Source organism: Pontibacter pamirensis, assembly GCF_010015475.1.
Classification (GTDB): Bacteria; Bacteroidota; Bacteroidia; order Cytophagales; family Hymenobacteraceae; genus Pontibacter; species Pontibacter pamirensis.
On sequence record NZ_SSNI01000003.1, the window covers coordinates 22,983 to 48,801 of the forward strand.

The window sequence follows — 25,819 nt, forward strand, 5'->3', positions numbered from 1 at the left end:
CAGCGCCTTGTGCACACATTGCACCGGAATACTTAAATCAGTATGAAAAGAGCTTCTCAGGATAGTATGCTTCCGCAACAGGTACTCCCAACTGGCTTTGAATGGTTCCACCACCAGGCCTTTGAGCCTGCAACTCATTTGCTCCACATAACCCTGCGATTCCTGGTCGTACAGGCCGTGAAACAGCAGGCCTTCCTGTAGGGGGCTCAGGCCGTACACGCTGCTTACCTGCTCTGCGAGCGGTTTGCCTTTATAGTTTTTCTGGAGAAATTGCTCCAGCTCTTCATAGTCTACTCTTCCTGTTAAGCCATAGTCAGAAGGAGTGTTCTGCGGTACTTGTTTTGCTTTACAGTGTGCGATCAGCTCCGTGAGCACTTCCAGGTAGTTGTTGGCTAAGGCTGCTATGGTTGCCTCTTCATACAGCTTATCCGCGTACCGCCACTCCAGGTGGAGTTGCCCATTCACGATTCTGCTGTTAATGTCCAGCTTGCTGGTAGCCCTGTTGGCCGGGCTCACCAGTTGACCAGAGGCTTCATCGGCCCCGGCAAACCAGCGGCTGCCACTGAGTGCATTGTCTACCTGCCCCAGGTAGTTAAATATGATCTGCAAAGGTTCTGCTGGCGCAAGGCTGTCGCGCAGCGCCACATCCGGGTGCAGGTAACGCAATGCGCCGTAGCCCATCCCCTTGTCGGGTACCTGCCGCAGTTGTTCTTTTACCGCCTGCACGATGTCTGAAGCAAATAAACTTTCTTTCAAGACCAAAGGCACCGGGTATAGGTTGGTGAACCAGCCAACTGTGCGGTTAATATCCAGTTCAGCAGAAAGATCTTCCCTGCCATGCCCCTCCAGGCCAATGACTACCTGCTCCTGCTTGCTCCAGTTCCCTATTGTTCGGGCAAGAGCAGCAAGCAACAGGTCGTTAATTTGAGTATGATAAGCCTGATGCACTTTAAATAACAGATCCTGTGTTAGAGCCGAATCCAAAGAAACGCTATAGCTTTTCTGATCTGCTATCAGCGCAGGTTCCTTATTATCTTTATCTACAGGAAGCGCAGAAACAGCTTTTGCCGCACGCTGCCAGTAGGCTTTCTGCCGGATGGCTTTTGTCTCTGCATAGACCTGCAGGGCCTCCTGCCACTGACGGTAAGAGCTGCCCTTTTCTCCTAATGCTACTTCATTCCCCTGGAGGATCATTTCAACAGATTGCTCTATATCCTCAAGTAATATTCTCCAGGAAACGCCGTCTACAGCAAGGTGATGGATCACCAGGAACAACCGGTTGGCAGATTCGGCTGAGGGTGTCTGCAGCAGCACCGCCCGCATCAGTTCTCCGTCTTCCAGCTTCAGGCTCTGCTGGTATTCCTGGCATTTCGCTGTAACCTGGGCAGGTAAAGCCTCCTGCGAAGCAGAAGAAAGATCTTCTGTCACCAAGGTTCCCTCCTGCTGGCCATACTCCTGCTGCCAACCATCCCCTGTGTTTGTATAGTTAAAGCGCAACGCATCATGGCGGGCTACCACTGTTTTGATAACTTGCTGGATGATGTCCGCAGACAATTCCTTGTTGACCTGAAGCAAAAGCGCCTGATTGAAATGCTCCGGCTCCTGATGGTCTTGCTCAAAGAACCACTGCTGGATCGGAAGCAGTCCGGCAGTACCGGTCAACAGTCCCTGCTCTGTTTCTATCTTCACATCTGACTGCACCACGGCAGCCAGGGAGGCCACGGTTTGGTGCTCGAACACGTCCCGAGGCTGGAAAGAAAAACCTGCCTTTCTGGCCCTGCTCACCAACTGAATGGTGATGATGGAGTCACCACCCAGCTCGAAGAAGTTGTCCTCCGCGCCCACGCGCTCCACCTGCAGCAGCTCCTGCCAGATGGCAGCCAGTTTCTGCTCTGCCTCTGTCCGTGGCGCCACATAGCTGCTGGTCAGCGCCTCGCTGGCATCCACCTCCGGCAGCGCCTTTCTGTTCGCTTTGCCGTTGGCCGTCAGCGGGATTTCCTCCAGCGCTACAAGGATGGAGGGCACCATATACTCCGGCAGCCGCTGCTTCATCTCACTGAGGATGGCTTCCCTGTCGAAAGTAGCACTCACCACATAGCCTATCAAACGCTTGCTGCCCTTGGCATCCTCTTTGGCGATGACTACTGCCTGCTGCACGCTCTGGCACTGGCACAGCACGCTCTCCACCTCGCCCAGCTCAATGCGGTAGCCACGTATCTTCACCTGGTCATCAAAACGACCCAGGTACTCCAGGTTGCCGTCTGGCAGCCACCTCACCAGGTCGCCTGTGCGGTACATGCTGGCGTCTGTCTTTCTACTGAAAGGGTCCTTCACGAACTTCTCCTCCGTGAGCTCCGGGCGGTTGAGGTAACCTCTTGCCACCTGCACCCCTGCGATGCACAGCTCCCCGGCCACGCCCTGCGGCACGAGCTTTCCTGTCTTGTCCAGCACGTAGAGCTGCGTATTGGCCACCGGCTTTCCTATCGGCACCAGGCTTACCTCCTGCCCGCCCTCCGGAACATCCCAGAAAGACACATCGATGGCTGCCTCCGTCGGGCCGTAGAGGTTGTAGAGCCCCACGCCTCCCAGCTTCTGCTTGAACAGGTTCACCTGCGCGGGCTTGAGGGCCTCGCCGCTGCACAGCACCCTGACAAGGCCGCTGCACTCCCCTGCCTCCAGGCTCAGCAGGAAGGCCTCCAGCATGGAAGGCACGAAGTGCATCGTCGTGATGCCCGCACTGCTGATGATGGACTTCAGGTAATCGCTGTCTTTGTGCCCTTCCGGTCTGGCGAACACAATTCTGGAGCCTACCAGCGAAGGCCAGAACAGCTCCCACACCGACACGTCGAAGGAGAAAGTCGTCTTCTGAAGCACTGTGTCCGCTGCGGCCAGGCCATAGTGGTCCTGGGCCCACAGCAGCCTGTTCACCACGCCCCGATGCTCATTGAGCACGCCCTTCGGCCTGCCGGTAGAGCCGGAGGTGTAAATCACATAGGCCAGGTTGGAGGGCTGCAGCTCTGTTGTTGGTTTCCCGGCAGGCTCTTTGGCTATCTGCTCCCAGTCCTTGTCCAGCAGCACCAGCACCACATTTTCCCCCGCCAGCGCTCCGGCGCAGGCTCCGCTGCTGATGGCCAGCGCTGCCCCTGTATCCTCCAGCATGAACTGTATCCTGTCCTGCGGGTAGCCCGGGTCGATTGGCACGTAGGCCCCTCCCGCTTTCAGGATGCCCCACAGCCCCACCAGCATCTCCAGGGAGCGGTCGATGCAAACCGGCACCAGCGTCTCCTGGCTTACGCCTCTCTTTTGGAGGTAATGGGCCAGCTGGTTAGAGCGGCTGTTCAGCTCTGCATAGGTCAGCTCCTCTTCTTCGAATACAACAGCTACCGCATCCGGTGTTCGGGCCACCTGCTCCTCGAACAGGTCTACCAGTGTCTTATCCTGCGGATACTCCACAGCCGTGGCGTTAAATTCATTTGTTAACTGATGCACTTCCTGCTCGCCCAGCAACGAGAATTCGTCTATACCTGCTTCCGGATTTGAAACAAGCAGCGAAAGCAGGCGCTGGTAATGTTCCATCATCCGTAGTGCTGTCGCTTCACTAAACAAGTCGGTGCAGTACTCCAGGCTCATCTGAATGCCGTCAGTAGCGCTTTTCGCACTTAGCGTCAGGTCAAACTTTGTGGACGTGTTCTCAAATTCTTCCGGAGCAAGGCTCAGCTCGCCCAGTTTGATTTCAGGTATACCCGGCGTATTGTCCAGCGTGAACATCACCTGGAACAGCGGGCTGCGGCTCCTGTCTCTTGCCGTACCCACGGCCTCCACTACCTTCTCGAAAGGGAGGTCCTGATGCTTGTAGGCATCAAGCGTAGTGTCCTTCACCTGTTTTAGCAGATCTTTGAAGCTGAGGTTTCCTCCTAAATCACTGCGCAATGCAAGCGTGTTGACGAAGAAGCCAATGAGCGGCTCCACCTCAGGCTGCACACGGCCCGCAATAGGGCTGCCCACGCAGATATCTTCCTGCCCGCTGTAGCGGTACAGCAGTACTTTATAGGCAGAAAGCAAGCTCATGAACAAAGTACTTCCTTCCTGCCGGGAGAACTGCTCCAGCTTTTGGCTCAGGTCTTTGCCCAGGCCGGCTATCACACGGCTTCCCCTGGTGCTCTGCACAGAGGGGCGCACATGGTCTGTCGGCAACTGCAGCGCTTCCACACCGGATAGCTTGTTTTTCCAATAGGCTTTCTGCTGCTCCAGCACCTCTCCCTGCAGGTATTCCCGCTGCCACAGCGCATAATCGGCGAACTGCACCGGAAGCTGCGGCAGCCGGAACTCTCTGTTCTCCAGTTTCGCAGCGTACAGCTCGGTTAGTTCTTTCACCAGTATAGACACAGACCAGCCGTCGGAGGAGATGTGGTGCACCACCACCACCAGCAGGTGCTCCTGCTCCGACAGTTTCACCAGCACGGCGCGCAGCATGAAGTCTTTGCCCAGGTCGAAAGGCTGCTCCACAGCCTTCTGCACCAGAGCCCGCAGCGAGGACGCATCCGGGTATGCGGCATCCTCCAGGTAAGTCATCTGCCACTGCCCGGCATCTATTGCTTTCTGAAAGCCCTGCCCCTCTTTTTCGGTAATCACCGTGCGCAGCGCCTCGTGCCGCTCCACTATTTTGCGGAAGGCGTTCTCCAGCCCCGCCACGTCCACATCGCCCTTCAGGCGGAAAACAGCTGGCAGGTGATAGTGGCTGCTACCCTGCAGCCGGTCGATGAACCAGAGGCGCTCCTGTGAGAAGGACAGTGGGATGTTCTCAACTTCGGAGCGGTCAAAAGGAGTGATGGCAGGCAAAACCGCCGTTGAGCGGCTTAGTGCTAGCTGCTGGGCAAGACCCGCGATGGTAGGAAAGGCGAAAATGTCCTTTATCTGAAGTTCCGCCTCCAGGGCCTTGCGGACCATCGACTGCAGGCGCGTGGCCAGCAGCGAATGGCCGCCGAGCTCGAAGAAGTTATCCTCCACACCCACGCGCTCTACTTGGAGAAGCTCCTGCCAGATGGCCACCAGCTTTTCCTCTGTCTCGGTGCGTGGCGCTACGTAATTATTTGTCAGCGCCTCGCTGGCATCCACCTCCGGCAGCGCCTTTTTGTTTACCTTACCGTTGGAGGTCAGCGGTATTTCTTCCAGCTCCACGATAATAGACGGCACCATGTACTCCGGCAACTGCCGCTTCGTCTGGCTGATGATGGTTTCTTTATTGAACTCTCCTTCTGACACCACATACCCGATGAGGCGCTTGTTGCCATCAGTATCTGCTTTAGCGATGACCACTGCCTGCTCTACGCCTTCGCACTGGCTCAGCACGCTCTCCACCTCGCCCAGCTCAATGCGGTAGCCACGGATTTTCACCTGGTCGTCTATCCTTCCCAGGTATTCTATGTTTCCATCCTCCAGCCACCTTGCCAGGTCTCCTGTGCGGTACATCCTGGCACCAGCTTTTTCGTTGAATGGGTTTTTCACAAACTTCTCAGCGGTTAGCTCTGGTAAGTTCAGATAACCCCTTGCCAGGCCATCTCCTCCTATACAAATTTCCCCAATCATGCCGACAGGTACTAGCTGCTGGTGCTGATCTACTATGTAGAGCTGTGTATTGTCAAGTGGTTTGCCAATGGAAATGCTACCACGAAGTGTTTTTAAATCAGCAAGCTTAAAGCGATAGGTGGAGCAGCCTACGGTCGCTTCTGTAGGCCCGTATTCGTTGATAATTTCTAGTTCCGGATTTTTCTCTAAAAGCTTTTGCACATGCGCGATCTGCAAGGCTTCCCCGCCCACCACTAGTCGTTTCGTAAAGGGTGCTTCCTCCATCATAGCCAAGAGGGGTAAATGTGCAGGCGTGAGTTTGATAAAGGAATAAGGAGCATTGGCGGCCAAAGACGTTGCTTCAAATGCTTCCAGCCCCTTTTCTTCCGCTAAAACAACAGATTTACCCTTTAACAGTGGCATCAGTAAATCAGTGACGGATGCATCAAAGGTATAGGCTAAATGCTGGTAGCTACCTGATGCTGTCTCTTCCGCATCGGTATAGGCTGTCTGGCTATTTAATAAGTAGTTGACGGCACTTCTGTGCTCAATCAGCACGCCCTTTGGCCTGCCGGTGGAACCGGAGGTATAGATAACATAGGCCAGGTTATCTGGTCTAAGGTCGACAACTAATTTACCGGTTGACTCTCTGTTTATCTCATTCCAGTCTGTATCCAGCAGCACTGGCTCTACGTTTTCCTCTCCTCCGAATAACCCGGCGTAGGTTCCGCTGCTGATGACGAAGGAAGCACCGGTGTCTTTAAGTATAAAGTGGATTCTTTCCTGCGGAAAGGATGGGTCAATTGGTACATAAGCCCCTCCTGCTTTCAGGATGCCCCATAGCCCCACCAGCATCTCCAGCGAACGGTCCACACAAATGGGCACCAGCATCTCCTGAATTATTCCCTTTTTCTGCAGGTAATGGGCCAGCTGATCTCCTCTTTCGTTTAACTCCTTGTAGTTCAAGGACTCACCCCCAAACACCACCGCTACGGCATCCGGTGTTTTTGCTGCCTGCTCCTCAAACAGGTCTACCAGCGTCTTATCCTGCGGATACTCCATAGCCGTAGCATTGAACTCCTCCAGCAGTTGCTGCGCCTCCTTCTTGTCCAGCAGCGGCAGCCGGTCTACGCTTATGCCCGGATCTTGAACAAGCAACGAAAGCAGGCGCTGGTAATGTGCCATCATTCGTATTGCTGTTTCTTCGCTAAACAAGTCGGTGCAGTACTCCAGGCTCAGCTGAATGCGGTCAGCAGTATTCTTAGCACTTAGCGTCAGGTCAAATTTAGTGGATGTGACTTCGAATGCTTCCGGAGCAAGGCTTAGTTCGCCCAGACGGACCTCCGGCGCCTCTGGCGTGTTTTCCAGCGTGAACATGACCTGGAACAGCGGACTGCGGCTCCTGTCTCTTGCCGCCCCCACAGCCTCCACTACCTTCTCAAAAGGGAGGTCCTGATGCTTGTAGGCATCCAGCGTAGTATCCTTCACCTGCTTTAGCAGGTCCCTGAAGCTCGGACTGCCCCCCAGGTCGCTGCGCAATGCAAGGGTGTTGACGAAGAAGCCGATGAGCGGCTCCACCTCTGGCTGCACACGGCCCGCAATAGGGCTGCCCACGCAGATATCTTCCTGCCCGCTGTAGCGATACAGCAAGACTTTATAGGCAGAAAGCAAGCTCATGTAGAGCGTTACTCCCTCTTTGTTGGAGAACTGCTCCAGCTTTTGGCTCAGGTCTTTGCCCAAGCCTGCTATCACACGGCTTCCCCTGGTGCTCTGCACAGAGGGGCGCACATGGTCTGTCGGCAACTGCAGCGCTTCCACACCGGATAGCTTGTTTTTCCAATAGGCTTTCTGCTGCTCCAGCACCTCTCCCTGCAGGTATTCCCGCTGCCACAGCGCATAATCGGCGAACTGCACCGGAAGCTGCGGCAGCCGGAACTCTCTGTTCTCCAGTTTCGCAGCGTACAGCTCGGTTAGTTCTTTCACCAGTATAGACACAGACCAGCCGTCGGAGGAGATGTGGTGCACCACCACCACCAGCAGGTGCTCCTGCTCCGACAGTTTCACCAGCACGGCGCGCAGCATGAAGTCTTTGCCCAGGTCGAAAGGCTGCTCCACAGCCTTCTGCACCAGAGCCCGCAGCGAGGACGCATCCGGGTATGCGGCATCCTCCAGGTAAGTCATCTGCCACTGCCCGGCATCTATTGCTTTCTGAAAGCCCTGCCCCTCTTTTTCGGTAATCACCGTGCGCAGCGCCTCGTGCCGCTCCACTATTTTGCGGAAGGCGTTCTCCAGCCCCGCCACGTCCACATCGCCCTTCAGGCGGAAAACAGCTGGCAGGTGATAGTGGCTGCTACCCTGCAGCCGGTCGATGAACCAGAGGCGCTCCTGTGAGAAGGACAGTGGGATGTTCTCAACTTCGGAGCGGTCAAAAGGAGTGATGGCAGGCAAAACCGCCGTTGAGCGGCTTAGTGCTAGCTGCTGGGCAAGACCCGCGATGGTAGGAAAGGCGAAAATGTCCTTTATCTGAAGTTCCGCCTCCAGGGCCTTGCGGACCATCGACTGCAGGCGCGTGGCCAGCAGCGAATGGCCGCCGAGCTCGAAGAAGTTATCCTCCACACCCACGCGCTCTACTTGGAGAAGCTCCTGCCAGATGGCCACCAGCTTTTCCTCTGTCTCGGTGCGTGGCGCTACGTAATTATTTGTCAGCGCCTCGCTGGCATCCACCTCCGGCAGCGCCTTTTTGTTTACCTTACCGTTGGAGGTCAGCGGTATTTCTTCCAGCTCCACGATAATAGACGGCACCATGTACTCCGGCAACTGCCGCTTCGTCTGGCTGATGATGGTTTCTTTATTGAACTCTCCTTCTGACACCACATACCCGATGAGGCGCTTGTTGCCATCAGTATCTGCTTTAGCGATGACCACTGCCTGCTGAACGCCTTCGCACTGGCTCAGCACATTCTCCACCTCGCCCAGCTCAATGCGGTAGCCACGGATCTTCACCTGGTCGTCCACTCTTCCCAGGAATTCCAGGTTACCGTCCGAGAGCCACCTCACCAGGTCTCCTGTGCGGTACATTCTGGCATCTGCCTTTTTGCTGAACGGGTTTTTGACGAACTTCTCGGCTGTTAATTCTTCTCTGTTGAGGTAGCCCCTTGCCACCTGCGTCCCTCCGATGCACAGCTCTCCGGCCACTCCCTGCGGCACCAGCTTGCCGGACTTGTCCAGCACGTAAGCCGTTGTATTGCTGATAGGCTTTCCAATCGGCGGAAGCCCCTCCTGCTGCGCGGCAGGCAGTATATAAGAGGTGGCCACCACGGTGTTTTCCGTAGGACCGTAGTTGTTGACCAGTTTGTAAGAAAGGTGAGATGTGTCAACGGAGCGGAGTTGGTCTCCTCCTGTCAGCACGTACTGCAGGGCCAAGTTCTCTGGCTGCTCTTGCTTCACCAGCCCGTCCACCAGAGCGGTGGGAACAAAGCTGTGAGTGATGCCTTTGGCTGCGTAGAACGACAACAGCTTCTCTGCCTCCAGGCGCTGTTCGTCCTCCACAATGTAGAGGCTGGCACCGGAAACGAGCACCGGCCACACTTCCCAGGCCGAGGCGTCGAAGCCCACACCCGCCATCATAGTGGACCTGCTATCGGAGTTAACGTTGAACTCGCTGGCATGCCAGCTGCACAAATTCACCACGCCCCCGTGCTCCACCAGCACGCCCTTCGGCTTGCCTGTGGAACCGGAAGTGTAAATCACGTAAGTCAGGTTCCATGGCTGAAACGCAACTGAAGGTCTATCAGATAATTCTTTGGTTATTTTATCCCAGTCACTGTCTAATAGTATTGTTTCTCTTTCTCCAGAAAGGAGATCTGTATAGCCACTGCTGCTCAGCACAAGAGAAGCATTGGTATCTTCCAGCATGAACTGAATTCTCTCCTGCGGATAGCTCGGGTCGATCGGCACATAGGCACCGCCCGCTTTCAGGATGCCCAGCAAAGCTGTCACCAGCTCTATCGAACGGTCTATGCAGACCGGCACCAGTGTTTCCTGGCTTAGGCCCTTCTTCAGCAGGTAATGTGCTAGCTGATTTGCTCTCGCATTCAACTCTCCATAGGTCAGTTCTTCATCCGCGTAGACTACTGCCACAGCATCAGGGTTCAGAATTGCCTGCTCCTCAAACAGGCTCACCAGCGTCTTATCCTGTGGGTAAGCCACAGCTGACGGATTGAAGGCCTCCACTAATTGCTGCACTTCCTGCTTATCGAGAAGCAGCAGATCATCTATGCCCGTTGCCGGTTCTGAAATCATTAAAGAGAGCAGGCGCTCGTAATGCGCCATCATTCTTTTCACTGTTGCTTCGCTGAACAGATCGGTGCAGTATTCTACATTCAGTTTAAGGCCTTCTGCCTGGTTCGTCACGCTCAGCGTCAGGTCGAACTTGGCTGACACCTCCTCAATGGGCTGAGCAGCCAATGTTAAATCGCCCAGTCGGATCTGGGGTATCTCCGGGGAGTTCTCCAGCGTGAACACCACCTGAAACAGCGGACTTCGGCTCATATCTCTGTTCACTCCCACAGCTTCCACCACCTTCTCAAACGGAAGGTCCTGATGGGCATAGGCTTCGAGTGTGTTGTACTTCACCCTGGCCAGCAGATCTCTGAAACCTGTGTTGCCTCCCATGTCGTTGCGCAGGGCCATCGTATTCACGAAAAAGCCGATCAGCGGCTCCACTTCCGGCAGCACGCGGCCCGCAATCGGGCTGCCCACACAAATGTCTTCCTGGCCGCTGTAACGGTAGAGCAGCACATTGAAAGCTGATAGCAGGCTCATGAACAGCGTTGTTCCCTCCTGGTGAGAGAACTGGTCCAGCTTTTGGCTCAACTCCTTGTCCACGCTAAACTCAAAGCGGTTTCCTTTTGTGCTTTGCACAGCAGGGCGCACATAGTCTGTTGGCAGCTGCAGTGCTTCCACCCCTGCCAGTTTCTTTTTCCAATAATTTGTTTGTTCTTCCAGCACCTCGCCCTGCAGGTGCTCCCGCTGCCATACGGCATAGTCGGCATACTGTATCGGGAGCTGTAGCAGCCTCGCCTCCCGTGCCTCTTGCCGGGCCAGGTAAAGCTCCGTAAGTTCCTGTACCAAAATAGACAAAGACCAGCCATCGGAGGAAATGTGATGCTGCACCACGATGAGCAGGTGATCCTGCTCTGAAAGCTTCACCAGCACGGCCCGCAGCATATAATCTTTGCTCAGGTCAAAGGGCTGTTCCGCGGCTTTCTGAACCAGCGCCGGTAATGACGTGGCGTCGTCCTCCAGAATAGTCATCTGCCACTGCCCGGCGTCTATCGCTTTCTGGAAGCCCTGCCCATCCTGTTCAACAATAACCGTACGCAGGGCCTCGTGCCGCTCCAAAATCTGGCGGAAGGCGGCTTCCAGCCCTGCCACGTCCAGCGCTCCTGCCAGTCGGAATACGGCAGGCAGGTGGTAATGGCTGCTGCCCTGCAGCCGGTCGATGAACCACAGGCGCTCCTGCGAAAAGGATAAGGGAATAGGCTTGTCTTCGCCACGGTCTACCGGCGTTATTTTCTTTAAAGACCGGTTGATCTTCTTTACATTCCCCTCATCGCTCTTCAGGAAATCTATGATTGCCTGCTTGTTCCGCTTAATCTCATCAATTAATAACTTGTCCAGGTTTTTGTTTTTCTCAACCTTTACTTTAAGCTTATCTGCCTCCAGAAATATCTTTATCCCTTCTTTCTTGGCTTTCCCTAAAATGCTGATAACCTCTGTAAAATTGTTACTCATATGGCAATTCTTAAGTATGGTCTTATTGCTAATTGATGTATGTATTGTGTTTGATTAGATTTCAAATACCTCTAACTCTTCCCCGTCTTCATCTTCTTCATCCTGGTCTATGGACACAGCTTCTATGTATTCCGCTAATTCGGCAATGCAGCTGAATTTAAACAAGGTGTTTACCGGGATATTCAGGGAAAACTCTTCCCGGATCAGGCTCACAACCCTTACTACCAACAAAGAATCGCCCCCCAATTCAAAGAAGTTATCCTTTACTCCTACCCGCTCTAGGCCAAGTAAATTCTGCCACAGTTTGGTGAGTTTCTCTTCTGTCTCGCTGCTAGGTGCAACATACTGATGGGTTAACAGTTCGGCTATATCCGGCTCAGGCAAGGCCTTGCGGTTCACTTTGCCGTTTGGTGTTAAAGGCAGCTCCGTTAACGTCACGAAAAGCGAAGGCACCATGTAATCCGGTAGCCTGGACCTGAGCTGCGTCAGAACAGCTTCTTTTTTGTAAGCGTCCTGCGGCACGATGTACCCGACCAGTCTTTTGTTACCGTTATTATCTGTCCTGGCAGCCACCACGCCTTTGCTTACGCCATCGCATTGCTGCAACACACTTTCTATTTCGCCCAACTCTATGCGATAGCCCCTGATCTTCACCTGGTCGTCCAGGCGGCTCAGGTATTCGATATCCCCGTTCGCCAGCCAGCGGGCAAGGTCACCTGTCCTGTACATTCTGGCGTTTGGAGAAGCACTGAATGGGTCCGGGACGAAACGTTCTGCCGTTAGCTCTGGCCGGTTTAAATAACCGCGGGCCAGGCCGTCACCGCCAATGCATAACTCACCTGCTACTCCCACAGGAGCGGGTTCTCCAGCCTTTTCTATGATGTAGATTTGGGTGTTGGCAATGGGTTTGCCAATGGTGATTTTCTCCCCTGCCTTCAACTCCTTGCAGGACGACCAGATAGTGGTTTCAGTTGGTCCGTATAAATTCCAGACTTTCTTACTCAGCTTGGTAAGGGCATCCTTAAGGCTTTTCCTGACAGCCTCGCCTCCCAGCAGAACTGTGATATTCTCGCTGTTTTGCCAGCCACTATCCAGCAGCATCTGCCAGGTGGCTGGTGTGGCCTGCATGTAGGAAGGCTGATGCTGCGTCAGTTTTTCCTGTAGCAGATAGCCATCTGTGGCAACTTCTCTGCTGGCGATGATCACTTTTCCGCCCACTAACATCGGCATGTACAGCTCCAGGTAAGAGATGTCGAAGCTATAGGTGGTAACGGCCAGTAAACTTGCCTTAGGTTTTACCTCAAGGTGATCTATCATAGAATAAAGGAAGTTCACGAGCGACTGGTGCTGAATCAGCACGCCTTTCGGTCTTCCTGTGGAACCGGAGGTGTAGATGATGTAGACCAGGTTCGAGGACTCCAGTTTTACCTTCAGGTTGTTTGTCGGTTCCTGCGCTATCTTACCTAAGTCCCTGTCCAGCAGCACAAGTTCTCTTCCTTCTTCCTCCGTCAGAAGATCAGCATATGCGCTATTACCCAACACAAGCGTTGCCTGCGTATCCTCCAGCATGTATTGTATCCTATCCTGCGGGTAGGAAGGGTCAAGCGGCACATAGGCCCCACCAGCTTTGAGTATGCCCAAAAGCCCCACCATCATTTCGATGGACCGGTCGACACAGATAGGTACCAGGCTATCTTCTCTGACTCCCTTTTTCTGCAGGTAATGGGCCAGCTGGTTTGCCCGTTCATTCAGTTCTCTGTAGGTCAGTTGCTCCTCTTCGAATACCACGGCCGTGGCATCCGGTGTTTTTAGAACCTGCTCTTCAAACAGGTCAACCAGTGTACTTTCTTTAGGATAGGACTCAGCTGTCGTGTTAAAGCCCTCCAGCAACAGCTTGCGCTCCTGCTGTCCGAGCAGCTGTAGCTGGTCTATGCCTGTGGTAGGCTCAGATACCAGCAGCGAAAGAAGGCGCTCATAGTGGCTCATCATCCGCGATACCGTGGCTTCGCTGAACAGGTCTGCGCAATATTCCACGCTCATTTCCAGGCCTTCCGGCATCTTTGCCACACTTAAGGTCATATCAAACTTGGCTGACACTCCCTCAAAAGGCTGTGCAGCCAGCGTGAGGTCACCCAGCCGTACCTCCGGCACCTCCGGCGTGTTCTGCAGGATAAACATCACCTGGAACAGCGGACTGCGGCTCATGTCGCGCTCCACGCCGGCTGCTTCCACTACTTTCTCGAAGGGAAGGTCCTGGTGGTCGTAAGCCGCTAGTGTGGTGTCTTTTACTCTTTCCAGCAGTTCCAAGAACCCTGGGTTTCCAGCAAGGTCGCTGCGTAGTGCCAGCGTGTTGACGAAGAAGCCAATGAGCGGCTCTACCTCCGGCTGCATACGGCCTGCAATCGGGCTGCCCACGCATACATCCTCCTGGCCGCTGTAGCGGTAGAGCAGCACTTTGAAAGCAGACAACAAGCTCATAAACAGTGTCACGCCCTGCTGATTGGAGAACTGCTCCAACTGCTGGCTCAGGTCCTTGTCCAGGCTGAACTCCAGCCTGGCACCGCGTGTGCTCTGCACAGAAGGACGGGCATAGTCTGTAGGTAATTGCAGGGCCTCTACTCCGGATAGTTTATTTTTCCAGTAATCGGTCTGCTCCTCCAACACCTCCCCCTGCAGGTACTCCCGCTGCCATAAGGCGTAGTCGGCATATTGTATCTGAAGTGGAGGAAGTGATGCCTCCTGTCCTTCTGTCTTCGCCTGGTAAAGTTTTGTCAGTTCCCGCACCAAAATGGAGATAGACCAGCCGTCGGAGGCAATGTGGTGCAATACCACTACCAGCAGGTGCTCCTGCTCTGAAAGCTTTACGAGCACCGCCCGCAACATATAGTCTTCTCTCAGGTCGAAAGGCTGCGCTACAATAGACTGAATCATGGCATGCACCGCTGCTGCATCCACCAAGGCATGTCCATCTTTCTGGATGAGCTGCCAATCGGCTTCTATGACCTGCTGATAAGCTTGCCCATCATCCTGCCTGAACACGGTGCGAAGGGCTTCGTGCCGCTCCACAATACGGCGGAAGGAAGCCTCCAGCCCCGGCACGTCCACCTGGCCTGTCAGGCGGAAAACGGCAGGCATGTGGTAGTGGCTGCTGCCCTGCAGCTGGTCGATAAACCAGAGGCGCTCCTGGGAAAAGGACAAGGGAAGCTTATCGTCTGCATCACGAGGAACAGCTGTAATGGGCGGTAAGAGGCTCGAAGATTTGTTTACCCCTATCTGTTCCGCTAGACCTGCAATGGTAGGATTGGAGAACACATCTTTTATCTGCAGCTCTGAATTAAATTCTCTCCGTACAGAAGAAACAAATCGTGTGGCCAAAAGAGAGTGCCCGCCTAATTCGAAGAAGTTGTCTTCCACGCCCACTCTTTCTACCTGCAGCAGGTCCTGCCAGATGTTCGCCAGCTTCTCCTCTGTCTCATTACGAGGCGCCACAAAGATGTTTGTCAGCACCTCTGAGGCATCCACCTCCGGCAGCGCTTTCTTGTTCACCTTGCCGTTAGCCGTTAGCGGGACTTCCTGCAGCTCCACAATGATGGAAGGCACCATGTACTCCGGCAGCTTCCTTTTCATTTCATTGAGGATGGCCTCTTTGTCAAACTCCTCCGCCACGGCATAGCCGATGAGACGCTTGTTGCCGCTGGCATCTGCCTTAGCTATCACTACTGCCTGCTGTACTCCAACGCACTGCTGCAGCACGCTCTCTACCTCACCTAATTCGATGCGATAGCCGCGAACCTTCACCTGGTCGTCAATCCTCCCCAGGTACTCCAGGTTCCCGTCCGCAAGCCAGCGCACCAGGTCACCTGTTTTGTACAGCCTGACACCTTCATTCTGGCTGAAAGGGTCTTGAACGAACTTTTCTTGCGTCAAATCTGCCCTATTCAGGTAACCCCTGGCCACCTGTGCACCGCCAATACATAGCTCCCCGGCCACACCCTGCGGCACCAGCTTGCCTGCCTTGTCCAGCACGTAGGCTGTTGTGTTGCTGATGGGTCTGCCGATTGGCGGAAGCCCCTCCAACTGCGCGGCAGGCAGTGTGTAGGAGGAGGCCACTACGGTGTTTTCTGTTGGACCGTAGTTGTTGACCAACTTGTATGTAAGATGAGATGTGTCAACAGTTCGCAGTTGGTCTCCTCCTGTTAATACATACTGCAGGGCAAGGCCCTCCGGCTGCTCCTGCTTCACCAGCCCGTCTACAAGGGCGGTGGGAACGAAGCTGTGGGTGATGCCTTTGTCTAAGAAGAAGCTCAGCAGCTTCTCTGCCTCCAGGCGCTGCTCGTCCTGCACAATATACAGGCTGGCACCTGAGACAAGCACAGGCCACACTTCCCAGGCGGAGGCGTCGAAGCCTACGCCCGCCATCATGGTAGATTTGCTATCAGAGTTCAGGCTGAATTCGCTGGCATGCCAGCTGCACAAATTCACCACGCCCCTGTGCTCGACCAACACGCCCTTAGGCTTGCCTGTGGAGCCGGAGGTATAAATCACGTAGGCCAGGTTCGATGGCTGCAAGTCAACTGCAGCACTGTCTGGAGATTCTTTGGCTATTTTCTCCCAATCAGTATCCAGCAGCACCAATTCCCTCTCTTCTTTCTCAAACAGCACTGCATGGGCACTGCTGCTCAGCACAAGGGAGGCATCCGTGTCTTCAAGCATGAAGCGGATGCGCTCCTGCGGGTAACTCGGGTCAATCGGAACGTAGGCCCCGCCTGCCTTGAGGATGGCCAACTGGGCTGTTACCAGTTCTATCGAACGGTCCATGCAGACAGGCACCAGCGTCTCTTGGTCTACTCCTTTTCTCTGAAGGTAATGCGCCAGCTGGTTTGCCCGCTTGTTCAACTCCCCGTATGTCAGCGCTGCTTCTCCAAAAGCTGCTGCAATAGCCTCCGGTGTTTTTGCCGCCTGCTCCTCGAACAGCTCTACTAAGGTCTTGTCCGCCGGGTAGGACGCTGCCGTGGCGTTGAAATCGACTGCCAGTTTTCTTTTTTCTTCCTCCGTCACCAGCACCAGCTGGGAGAGGGTCAGGTCGGGCTGACTGACAATCTGCTGCAGCACATGGGCAAAATGCGTTTTGATTTGCTCCACGCTCTCTTTGCTCAGCAGACTGGCATTATAGCTGAAGTTTAACGACAAATTTTCAATTGCCTGGCAGCTGATGGATAAAGGATAATTCGTCTGCTCTTCTATCTCTACCTCACTCACCTGCAGCTGCCACTGCCGTGAGAGCACTTCGCCAACCGGATAGTTCTCGAATACCAATAAGCTGTCAAACAAGTCGCCTTTCAGCCCCTGCCAGTTCTGGATGTCGCTAAGAGGCGTGTAAGAAAACTCCCGGGCCTCCATATGCGCCTGCTGCAACTCTTCCAGCCACGCTTGCACGGCCTTGCCCTCTTCTATCCTGCTGCGCAAGGGCAGGGTATTGATGTAGAGCCCTACCCGTTGCTCAGCCCCTGCCAGTTCTGTTGGTCTGCCGGCAACAGTAACCCCATACAGCGCATCCGGCTGGCCACTATACTTTGCCAGCAAATACGCCCACACACCTTGTATCAGTGTGTTCAGCGTCAGGCGGTGCTTTTGGCCGTATGCCTGCATCGCCTGGTGAAGTGATTCGGCTACCACCCACTCCACCTTCTGGTAAAGCTGGTCTGCTCCTTTGTTGCGGTTCCCATTGTTCGTTACAAAAGGCAGGAGGCTGGGCTCTTCGACACCCTCCAGGTACTGCTTCCAGAATTGCGCTGCTTCCTGCTCGTCTTGTTTCTGTATGTACCGGATGAAGTCTTCGTACTTGTCTTCCGCTCCTGTTTCAGGTATTTCCCCCTGCAGCAGGTTCTCGTAAGTGCTCAGCATCTCGTGCATAAGCACGGGCATAGACCAACCGTCCAACAACAGGTGATGGTAAGTCCACACCATTTCATAAGCTGCCTCACCTATACGCAGGAGTGTGAGGCGTAGCAGCGGTGCCTGGCTGAAGTCAAAGTTGCTATTCCGGTCCTTGTCTTTGAAGGCATCTAGCTGTTCTTTTTGCTCTTCTTCGGATAAATTACGCAGGTCCAGCACCTGCAACGGGAGCGCCACCTCCTGGTGCACACACTGCACCGGCACGCTCAGTTCCTGGTGAAAGGAGCTTCGCAGGATGCTGTGCTTCTGCAACAGGTGTTTCCAGGTAGCGCTGAACTTTTCTACATCCAGTTGCTCAAACCGGCAACTCATCTGCTCGATGTAAGACAGGGAAGTTTGGTCGTACAGGCTGTGGAACAACAAGCCTTCCTGCAGCGGGCTCAAGGCATACAGGCTGCTGATTTGCTCCTGAAGTTGCTTGCCCCCCTGCTCCTTTCGAAGAAAAGTTTCCAGTTCCTGGTAAGCTACTTTGCCGCCCAGGCCGTAGTCGGATGGCGTATGCTGGGGCACCTGTTTCTCCTGGCAATGTGTAATGAGGTCAGTAAGTAGCTGCAGATAGTTTTCTGCTAAGGTCTTGATGGTTTCCGCTTCATACTGATTCGCTGCGTAGCGCCACTCCAGGCTTAGCTGCCCCTGCAGGACGGAGGCACCGATATCCAGCTTGCTGCTTATCTGGTTCTGCAGGCCGACAGCTGCCCCTGCAGATTCTTCTGTACCTGCAAACCACTGGCTGCCTGCAATGGCATTGTCCAGCTGGCCCAGATAATTGAATACCACTTCGAAATTTTGTCCTGCCAGGCTTTCCCGCACCTTCTTTTCAGGGTGCAGGTAGCGCAGTGCCCCGTAGCCCAGCCCTTTGCCCGGTACCTGGCGCAGCTGCTCTTTTACCGACTGCAGTAAGCCCGAAGCGGAGGCTTGATTGTCTATATCCAGCAGCACGGGGTAGAGGTTCGTAAACCAGCCCACGGTGCGGCTAATGTCCACCTCCGCAGAGATGTCTTCTCTCCCGTGCCCTTCCAGCGCAATGACTACCTGCTTCTGATTGCTCCACCTGCCGAGCGTATCTGCCAGCGCAGCCAGCAGAAAGTCGTTGATTTGTGTGTGGTATGCCTGCTGTACTTCTGTTAGCAGCGCCTGTGTAAGCGATGCACTCAGGGTAACATAGCAGCTCTCTTGATCAGCTACCTTGGGAAGCACTTCGCAATCCTTGTCTACAGGAAGTGTGAAAGCCGTTTTTACTGTCTTTTGCCAGTAAGTCTGCTGCCCTACCGCTTTCGTTTCCGCGTACTGCTGCATTGCCGCCTGCCACTGCCGATACGAGCTGCTTTTAAGTCCCAACTCTACTCCCCTGCTCTCACGGACAGCCATTATACTTTGCTCCAGGTCTTCCAGCAGGATGCGCCACGACACCCCGTCTACCGCCAGGTGATGGATAGCTAGAAGCAACCGGTTGCTTTCTTCCTCAATAGGGGTCTCCAGCAGCACAAGCTTCATTATCTCTCCCTTCTCCAGGACAATGCCCTGCTGGTAAGCCTCACATACTGCTGTGATGCCGGTTGAAAGCATATCCCCAGACAAATCCTTCAGACTAACCACCTCCACATTTCCATGCTCTGAATTAAGCTTTCCATACTCCTGCCGCCAATTTTTCTTTTTCTGATGGTAAGTGAAGCGTAAGGAATCATGCTGCGCCACCAGGGCCGTGAAGGCCTGGCTTAACTCTTCTGAAGAAAGTGCTTTATCGACTTTTAACAGCAGGGACTGGTTGAAGTGGTGCGGCGCCTCAAGCTCCTGCTCAAAGAACCACTGCTGTATCGGCAGCAGCCCCGCCTCGCCCCTCAGTTCGCCCTGCTCTGCCTTTACCTGTGCCTCCGTTTGCGCCACGGCTGCCAAAGAGGCTACCGTCTGGTATTCGAATACATGGCGCGGCTGAAAGGTAAATCCTGCTTTTCTGGCCCTGCTCACCAGCTGTATTGTGATGATGGAGTCGCCGCCTAATTCGAAGAAGTTGTCTTCCACGCCCACTCTTTCCACCTGCAGCAGCTCCTGCCAGATGTTCGCCAGTTTTTCTTCTGTCTCCGTCCGTGGTGCTACATAGCTGCTGCTAAGTGAAGCCGAAGCATCCACCTCCGGCAGCGCTTTTTTGTTCACCTTGCCGTTAGCCGTCAGCGGAATTTCTTCCAGCTCCACAAGGATGGAAGGCACCATGTAATCGGGTAGCTTTCGCTTCATTTCGCTTATAATGACCTCTTTGTCAAACTCCTCCGCCACGGCATAGCCGATGAGACGCTTGTTGCCGCTGGCATCTGCCTTGGCTACGACCACCGCCTGCTGCACGCCATGACACTGCTGTAACACGCTCTCCACCTCTCCTAATTCGATGCGGTAGCCGCGTATCTTCACCTGGTCATCCACTCTTCCCAGAAACTCCAGGTTCCCGTCTTCAAGCCACCTCACGAGGTCACCTGTCCGGTACATGCTGGCATCTGCCTCTTTGCTGAAAGGGTTTTTGACGAACTTCTCGGCAGTTAATTCTTCTCTGTTGAGGTAGCCCCTTGCCACCTGCGCCCCTCCAATGCACAGCTCCCCGGCCACGCCCTGCGGCACCAATTTGCCAGACTTGTCCAGCACGTAGGCGGTGGTGTTGCTGATCGGTTTACCGATCGGCGGAAGCCCTTCCTGATGCGCGGCAGGCAGTGTGTAGGATGTGGCCACCACGGTGTTCTCCGTTGGGCCGTAGTTGTTGACTAACTTATAAGAAAGATGAGTGGTATCAACGGATCGGAGTTGGTCACCTCCTGTTAATACATACTGCAGGGCCAGCCCCTGTGGCTGCTCCTGCTTTACCAGCCCGTCCACCAAGGCGGTGGGAACGAAGCTGTGGGTAATGCCTTTGTTTAAGAAGAAGGAGAGCAGCTTCTCTGCCTCCAGGCGCTGCTCGTCCTGCACAATATGCGAACTCGCTCCGGATAGCAGCACCGGCCACACTTCCCAGGCGGAGGCGTCGAAGCCGACACCCGCCATCATGGTGGATTTGCTATCAGAGTTCAGGTTGAACTCTCTGGCATGCCAGGCGCACAGGTTTACCACACCCCTGTGCTCCACCAGCACGCCTTTCGGCTTGCCTGTGGAGCCGGAGGTGTAGATCACGTAAGCCAGGTGAGATGGCTGCAGCGAAACGGCAGGTGCCTCTGAAGGTTCTTTGGCTATCTTCTCCCAATCAGTATCCAGCAGCACTAACTCCTTCTCTTGTTTTTTTAACAGCACTACATGGGCACTGCTGCTCAGCACAAGAGAGGCATCCGTGTCTTCGAGCATGAAGCGGATGCGCTCCTGCGGGTAGGAAGGGTCAATCGGCACGTAGGCCCCGCCTGCCTTGAGGATGGCCAACTGAGCTGTCACCAGTTCTATGGAACGGTTGATGCAGACTGGTACCAGGCTTTCCTGCTTTACGCCTCTTTTCTGAAGGTAATGCGCCAGCTGGTTTACCCGCTTGTTCAACTCCCCGTATGTCAGCTCTGCTTCTCCGAAAGCTACTGCAATAGCTTCCGGTGTTTTTGCCGCCTGTTCCTCGAACAGCTCCACCAAGGTCTTGTTTGCCGGGTAAGAAGCTGCGGTGGCATTGAAACCGGCTGTCAATTGCTTCGCCTCTTCCTCCGTCACCAGTTCTAACTGACTGATGCTTTGTTCCGGATGCTGAAGCACCTGCCTGAGCAGTTCCTGGTAATGACCCAGCATCCGCTGCACAGTAGATGTTTTGAAAATATCTTTGCAGTATTCTACATTGATTTCTATATCCTCTGCGGTCATGTTTACTGTCAGGCTCAAATCGAATTTGGCCGTAACGCTATCCAACACCTCTTCTGTCAGGCTTACATCTCCCAACTTTAGCGCAGGAACTGCAGAGGTGTTTTCCATCGTGAACATCACCTGGAACAGCGGAGTGCGGCTCAAGTCCCGGGCTACGCCAACGGCTTCCACCACCTTCTCAAACGGCACTTCCTGGTGCGCATAAGCTTCCAGTGTTGTCGTCTTCACTTCCTGCAGCAACGACAGGAAGCTGACATCCGGGCTAATCTGCGTGCGCAGGGCCAGGGTGTTCACAAAAAATCCAATCAGCGGCTCTACCTCTGCCTGGCGCCTGCCCGCTATTGGGCTGCCCACGCAGATATCTTCCTGGCCACTGTAGCGGTAGAGGAGCACCTTCATCACTGAAAGCAGGCTCATAAAAGGGGTCACTCCCTCTTGCTGTGAAAAAGACTCCAGCGCTTCACTTATTTTTCCGTTCAGTTGAAGGGAAACTCTTCCTCCTTTGCTGCTTTGCACCGCCGGACGTGCGAAATCAGCAGGAAGCTCTAATGCCTCTACTCCCGTTAACTGTTTTTTCCAGTAATGAAGTTGCTCTTCCAGCACCTCCCCTTGCAGGTAACGGCGCTGCCATGTGGCGAAGTCAGCGTACTGCACGGGCAAAGGCTCCATTGCTGCAACTTCCAAATCGCCGCCTGCCTCGTATAGCCTTGTCAGCTCGTTCACCAGTATGGGCACCGACCAACCGTCGGCTGCAATGTGGTGCACGACCACTACCAGCAGGTGGTCCTGCTCTGAAAAACGTACCAGCACGGCGCGCAGCATAAAGTCACGGCTCAGGTCAAAAGGGTGCAGCACAGTCTCCTGTATGAAGGCATGCATTTCTGCAGCATCCGCAAAACAGACTTCATCCATGTAACTCAAATGCCAGTCCTCTTCCTGTACCTGCTGATAAGCTTTTCCTAAATCCTGCCTGATAACCGTCCGGAGCACCTCATGCCGCTGCACTACCTGCCGGAGTGACTGGGAAAGTTTTTTGATGTCTAAATCTCCCCTAAGGCGGAATGCTGCTGGCAGGTGATACTGGGTGCTTCCCTGTAGCTGGTCAATAAACCAAAGTCGCTCCTGCGAAAAGGACAAAGGGAACTTGTCGTGAACATCGTGAGGAACTGCTGTAATGGCAGGTAAAAGTTTAGAGGATTTGTTTCGCTCTACCTGTTCTGCAAGGCCTGCAATGGTAGGGTATGAAAAAACGTCTTTTATCTGCAGCTCCGACTGAAGGGTTTTGCGCACAAAGGAGACAACGCGCGTTGCAAGAAGCGAATGCCCGCCCAACTCAAAGAAGTTGTCCTCCACGCCCACGCGCTCCACCTGCAGCAGGTCCTGCCAGATAGCTACCAGTTTCTCTTCAATTTCGGTACGGGGAGCTACATAGGAGGAAGTGAGGTTTTCAGTTACTTCTACTTCAGGCAAGGCTTTTTTATTTGTTTTGCCGTTGGCCATCAAAGGCATCTCCTCCAACTCCACCAGAAAGGAAGGCACCATATACTCAGGCAGCTTCCGCTTCATCTCTTCACGGATAGCCTCTTTATCAAAAGTCCCCTCAGCCACCACATAACCAATAAGGCGCTTATTGCCGTCAGGCTCCTTTTTTGCTATGACAACGGACTGCCTTACACCTTTGCATTGCCCCAGCACGCTCTCCACCTCTCCCAACTCAATGCGATAACCGTGGATCTTCACCTGATCATCCGATCTGCCCAGGAATTCCAGATTACCGTCAGGCAGCCATCGTACCAGGTCGCCTGTACGGTACATTCTGGCATCTGCATCAGCGCTGAAAGGGTCAGACACAAATTTTTTGGCTGTAAGTTCCGGACGGTTCAGGTAACCACGGGTAACCTGAACTCCACCGATACACAGTTCTCCTATTGTACCTTTTGGTACAAGCTTGCCTGCTTTATCCACTACATAGGCTGTCGTGTTGGAGACAGGCTTGCCTATGGGCAGCGTTTTTCCTATCAAATTATCAATTGAGTACAGGTACTCGACTGAAGTGATGGTGGTTTCTGTTGGCCCATACTCATTATAAAAAGGAAAATAGGCTGCCCATTCCCTGGCCAAACCGACAGGACATGCCTCCCCTCCTGCAATTACTCTTTTTAAACTGCTGTAATCAGCAGTAGTGATATGCTGTAGCAGGCTTGGAGTGCCGTCCAGAGAAGTTATTTTTTCTGTTCTGATTAACTCTTCGAGTTTTTGAGTATCCAGTAATACTTCATCAGGTATTAGAACCAATGCAGCCCCGTTGGATAAAGCCAGGAATATTTGCTCTACAGAAGCATCAAAGGTATAGTTAGAGACCTGGAGAATTTTCTCGTCTGGTTGTATGGCATGGTAAATTCTTTGGTGATGCGTCAGGTTTACCACCCCTTTATGCTCCACCAGCACGCCTTTCGGTTTACCGGTAGATCCAGAGGTATAAATGATGTAAGCCAGGTTTGAGGGCTGCAGATTAGTTTCCAGCTTATTGACTGACTCTTCGGCTACTCCAGCCCACTCCTCATCCAGCAGAACCAGTTCCATGTCTTCTTTCACACGCAGCAGTTGCGACTGCTCACGGCCGCACAAGCTGATGGTGGCACCTGTATCCTCCAATATCCAGGCTACCCGCTCTGATGGGTAAGAAGGGTCTATCGGAACATAAGCCCCTCCTGCTTTCATGATGCCAAAAAGCCCCACGAGCATTTCCATTGAACGGTTTATGCAGATGGGGACTAAGGTTTCTTCCCTTACGCCTTTTGCGCGCAGGTAGCGGGCCAGTTGATTTGCTTTTTGGTCTAGCTGCTGGTACGTAAGCTGCTGCTTTTCGAAAACCAGCGCAAGGTTATCAGGCGTGCGGGCGGCCTGCTCTTCGAACAGGTCCACCAGTGTCTTATCCTTAGGGTAAGAAGCAGCCGTTGCATTAAACTCTTCCAGCAGCTGCCGCCGCTCTTTTTCCGGTACAATTTCTATTTCTCCGACTCTTTCATCTAGCGCCGTAGGCAACTGCTCTAGGATAAACAATAAACGCTGCCCCAATAACTCAGCTTCTTCTTTCGTGAAATAGGAAAGATGATAATCGATTCGTAATTGAAGCGGCTGGTTTTTACCGTAGTCCCGCCACCAGAATTGGATGGGCTGGCTTTCATATTGGCTAGACAAATCGAATAAATTTGCCTCTACCCCTTCCATCTCTACCTCGAAGTCCAGCAGGGCATAGTTCACCACTACATCAAATAGTTGATTACGGCCTTGTGCCATCAGCTTCAACTCCCTGTTCAAATGACTTATGGGATAACTCTGGTAGCGGTAATCCGTGCGTTGCTGTAATTTAATGGTCTGTAGCAAACTGCTTACAGACTTACCTTGGTAGTAATGCCCTTTAAAAGGAATCATACCTGCAAAAAGCCCCACTGTGCTTCGCTGCAGTTTGTTTCTGCGATTATGAACAGGAATCCCGAAAACCACGTCATCGCGGTTCTCAGTCCGGGCAAAATAAATTGTTAGAGCAGCTAATGTTAATTGCTGCAGGCTTGAGTTCGTTTGCAAGGCTGTTGCCTCAAAAAGAATTCTATGTGCTTCAGAAATTTCGATAACCACAGTCCCACTCTGGTTTACCCCTTCATTCCGAATCTTTAGTAAGGGTTCCGGTACCTGAAGAAACTGCTCCTTCCAATAGGCTGCGTCTTTCTGATAAGATTCTGAGTCTAAGTAGGCAAGTGCTTTTTCAACTTCTTTTTCGTAGCTGGAGTACCGGAAAGCAAATAGTTCTGAAGAAGCCTTTAGCAGGTGAGTGTATTTTCGGGCAACGTAATGGGCGAGAACAGCAAATCCAAAACCATCCGTTATCAGGTGATGAAAGCGCCCGTATAACCAATGCTCCTCCTCTGAAATTTTAAAAAAACTCAGTTCATACAGTGTGCTTTCCAGATCGAAAGTATTATTGAACCGCTCCTGCATCCAGTCTAATGCTTTTTTCTTTGGGTCCGTTTCATCACTGAAATCCTGCTCTTCTACTTCAAGGGTAAACTCTTCCTGCAAAAATGTACAGAAAGGGGCTTCATCTGTACTGGTGATGTGCATTCTTAGTACATCGAATACAAGGGGGAGGCTACTACAAACTTCTTTGAACGTCTCCTTGTTTAGCTGCCCCTTTAGCACCATGTATCCCCCGACATTGTAATGCGGACTATCGCAATCTGTCACCTGATCAAAATAAATTTCCTGCTGTGCTGGATGCAGTTGTACCAGGGCAGACAAGGGACTTGCCTTCTTCAAGAAGTTCAATGTTTCCATAAATTAAGTAGTGTTTACAGAGCAGCTAAGAATGCGACCACGTCGACTTGATAAAGGCATACTTATAAAAGAAAATAGTTACCTTTTATGTATAAAAATAAATAATGTTAATTGTGAAATTATCTAATGAAAAATATTTTTTTTATATCCCAACATGATTTATTTAAAATATCACTGCTTATTACCTACACAACAGGAGATTGGTTATAACATTAAAAAGATAGTTAGTGAACGGTGTGAATTAGACAGCAAACACATTATAACCCAAGATTAAAAATATCTTCAGCACCTTAGTTAGATCCAAAAAAACTCGATAATTAAGATTTTAGTTAATAGAAAAATTTGGTTCTATGGGATG

2 protein-coding genes (1 of these 2 running past the window's edge) are annotated in these 25,819 nt (G+C 53.1%); both read right to left on the bottom strand.

Translation table 11 applies throughout. The features are described from left to right. Window positions 1-11,361 carry the start of a non-ribosomal peptide synthase/polyketide synthase gene (locus E1919_RS04410; RefSeq protein WP_162052137.1) on the bottom strand. 17,394 nt of this gene lie to the left of the window's left edge, so the window shows 11,361 of its 28,755 coding nt (coding positions 1-11,361); it begins with the start codon at window positions 11,359-11,361; its stop codon lies off the left edge, out of view. 54 nt (window positions 11,362-11,415) lie between these two features. After that, a complete protein-coding gene (locus E1919_RS04415) occupies window positions 11,416-25,461 on the bottom strand; it encodes a non-ribosomal peptide synthetase (RefSeq protein ID WP_162052138.1) in 14,046 nt (4,681 codons plus the stop codon). Window positions 25,462-25,819: the final 358 nt, after the last annotated feature.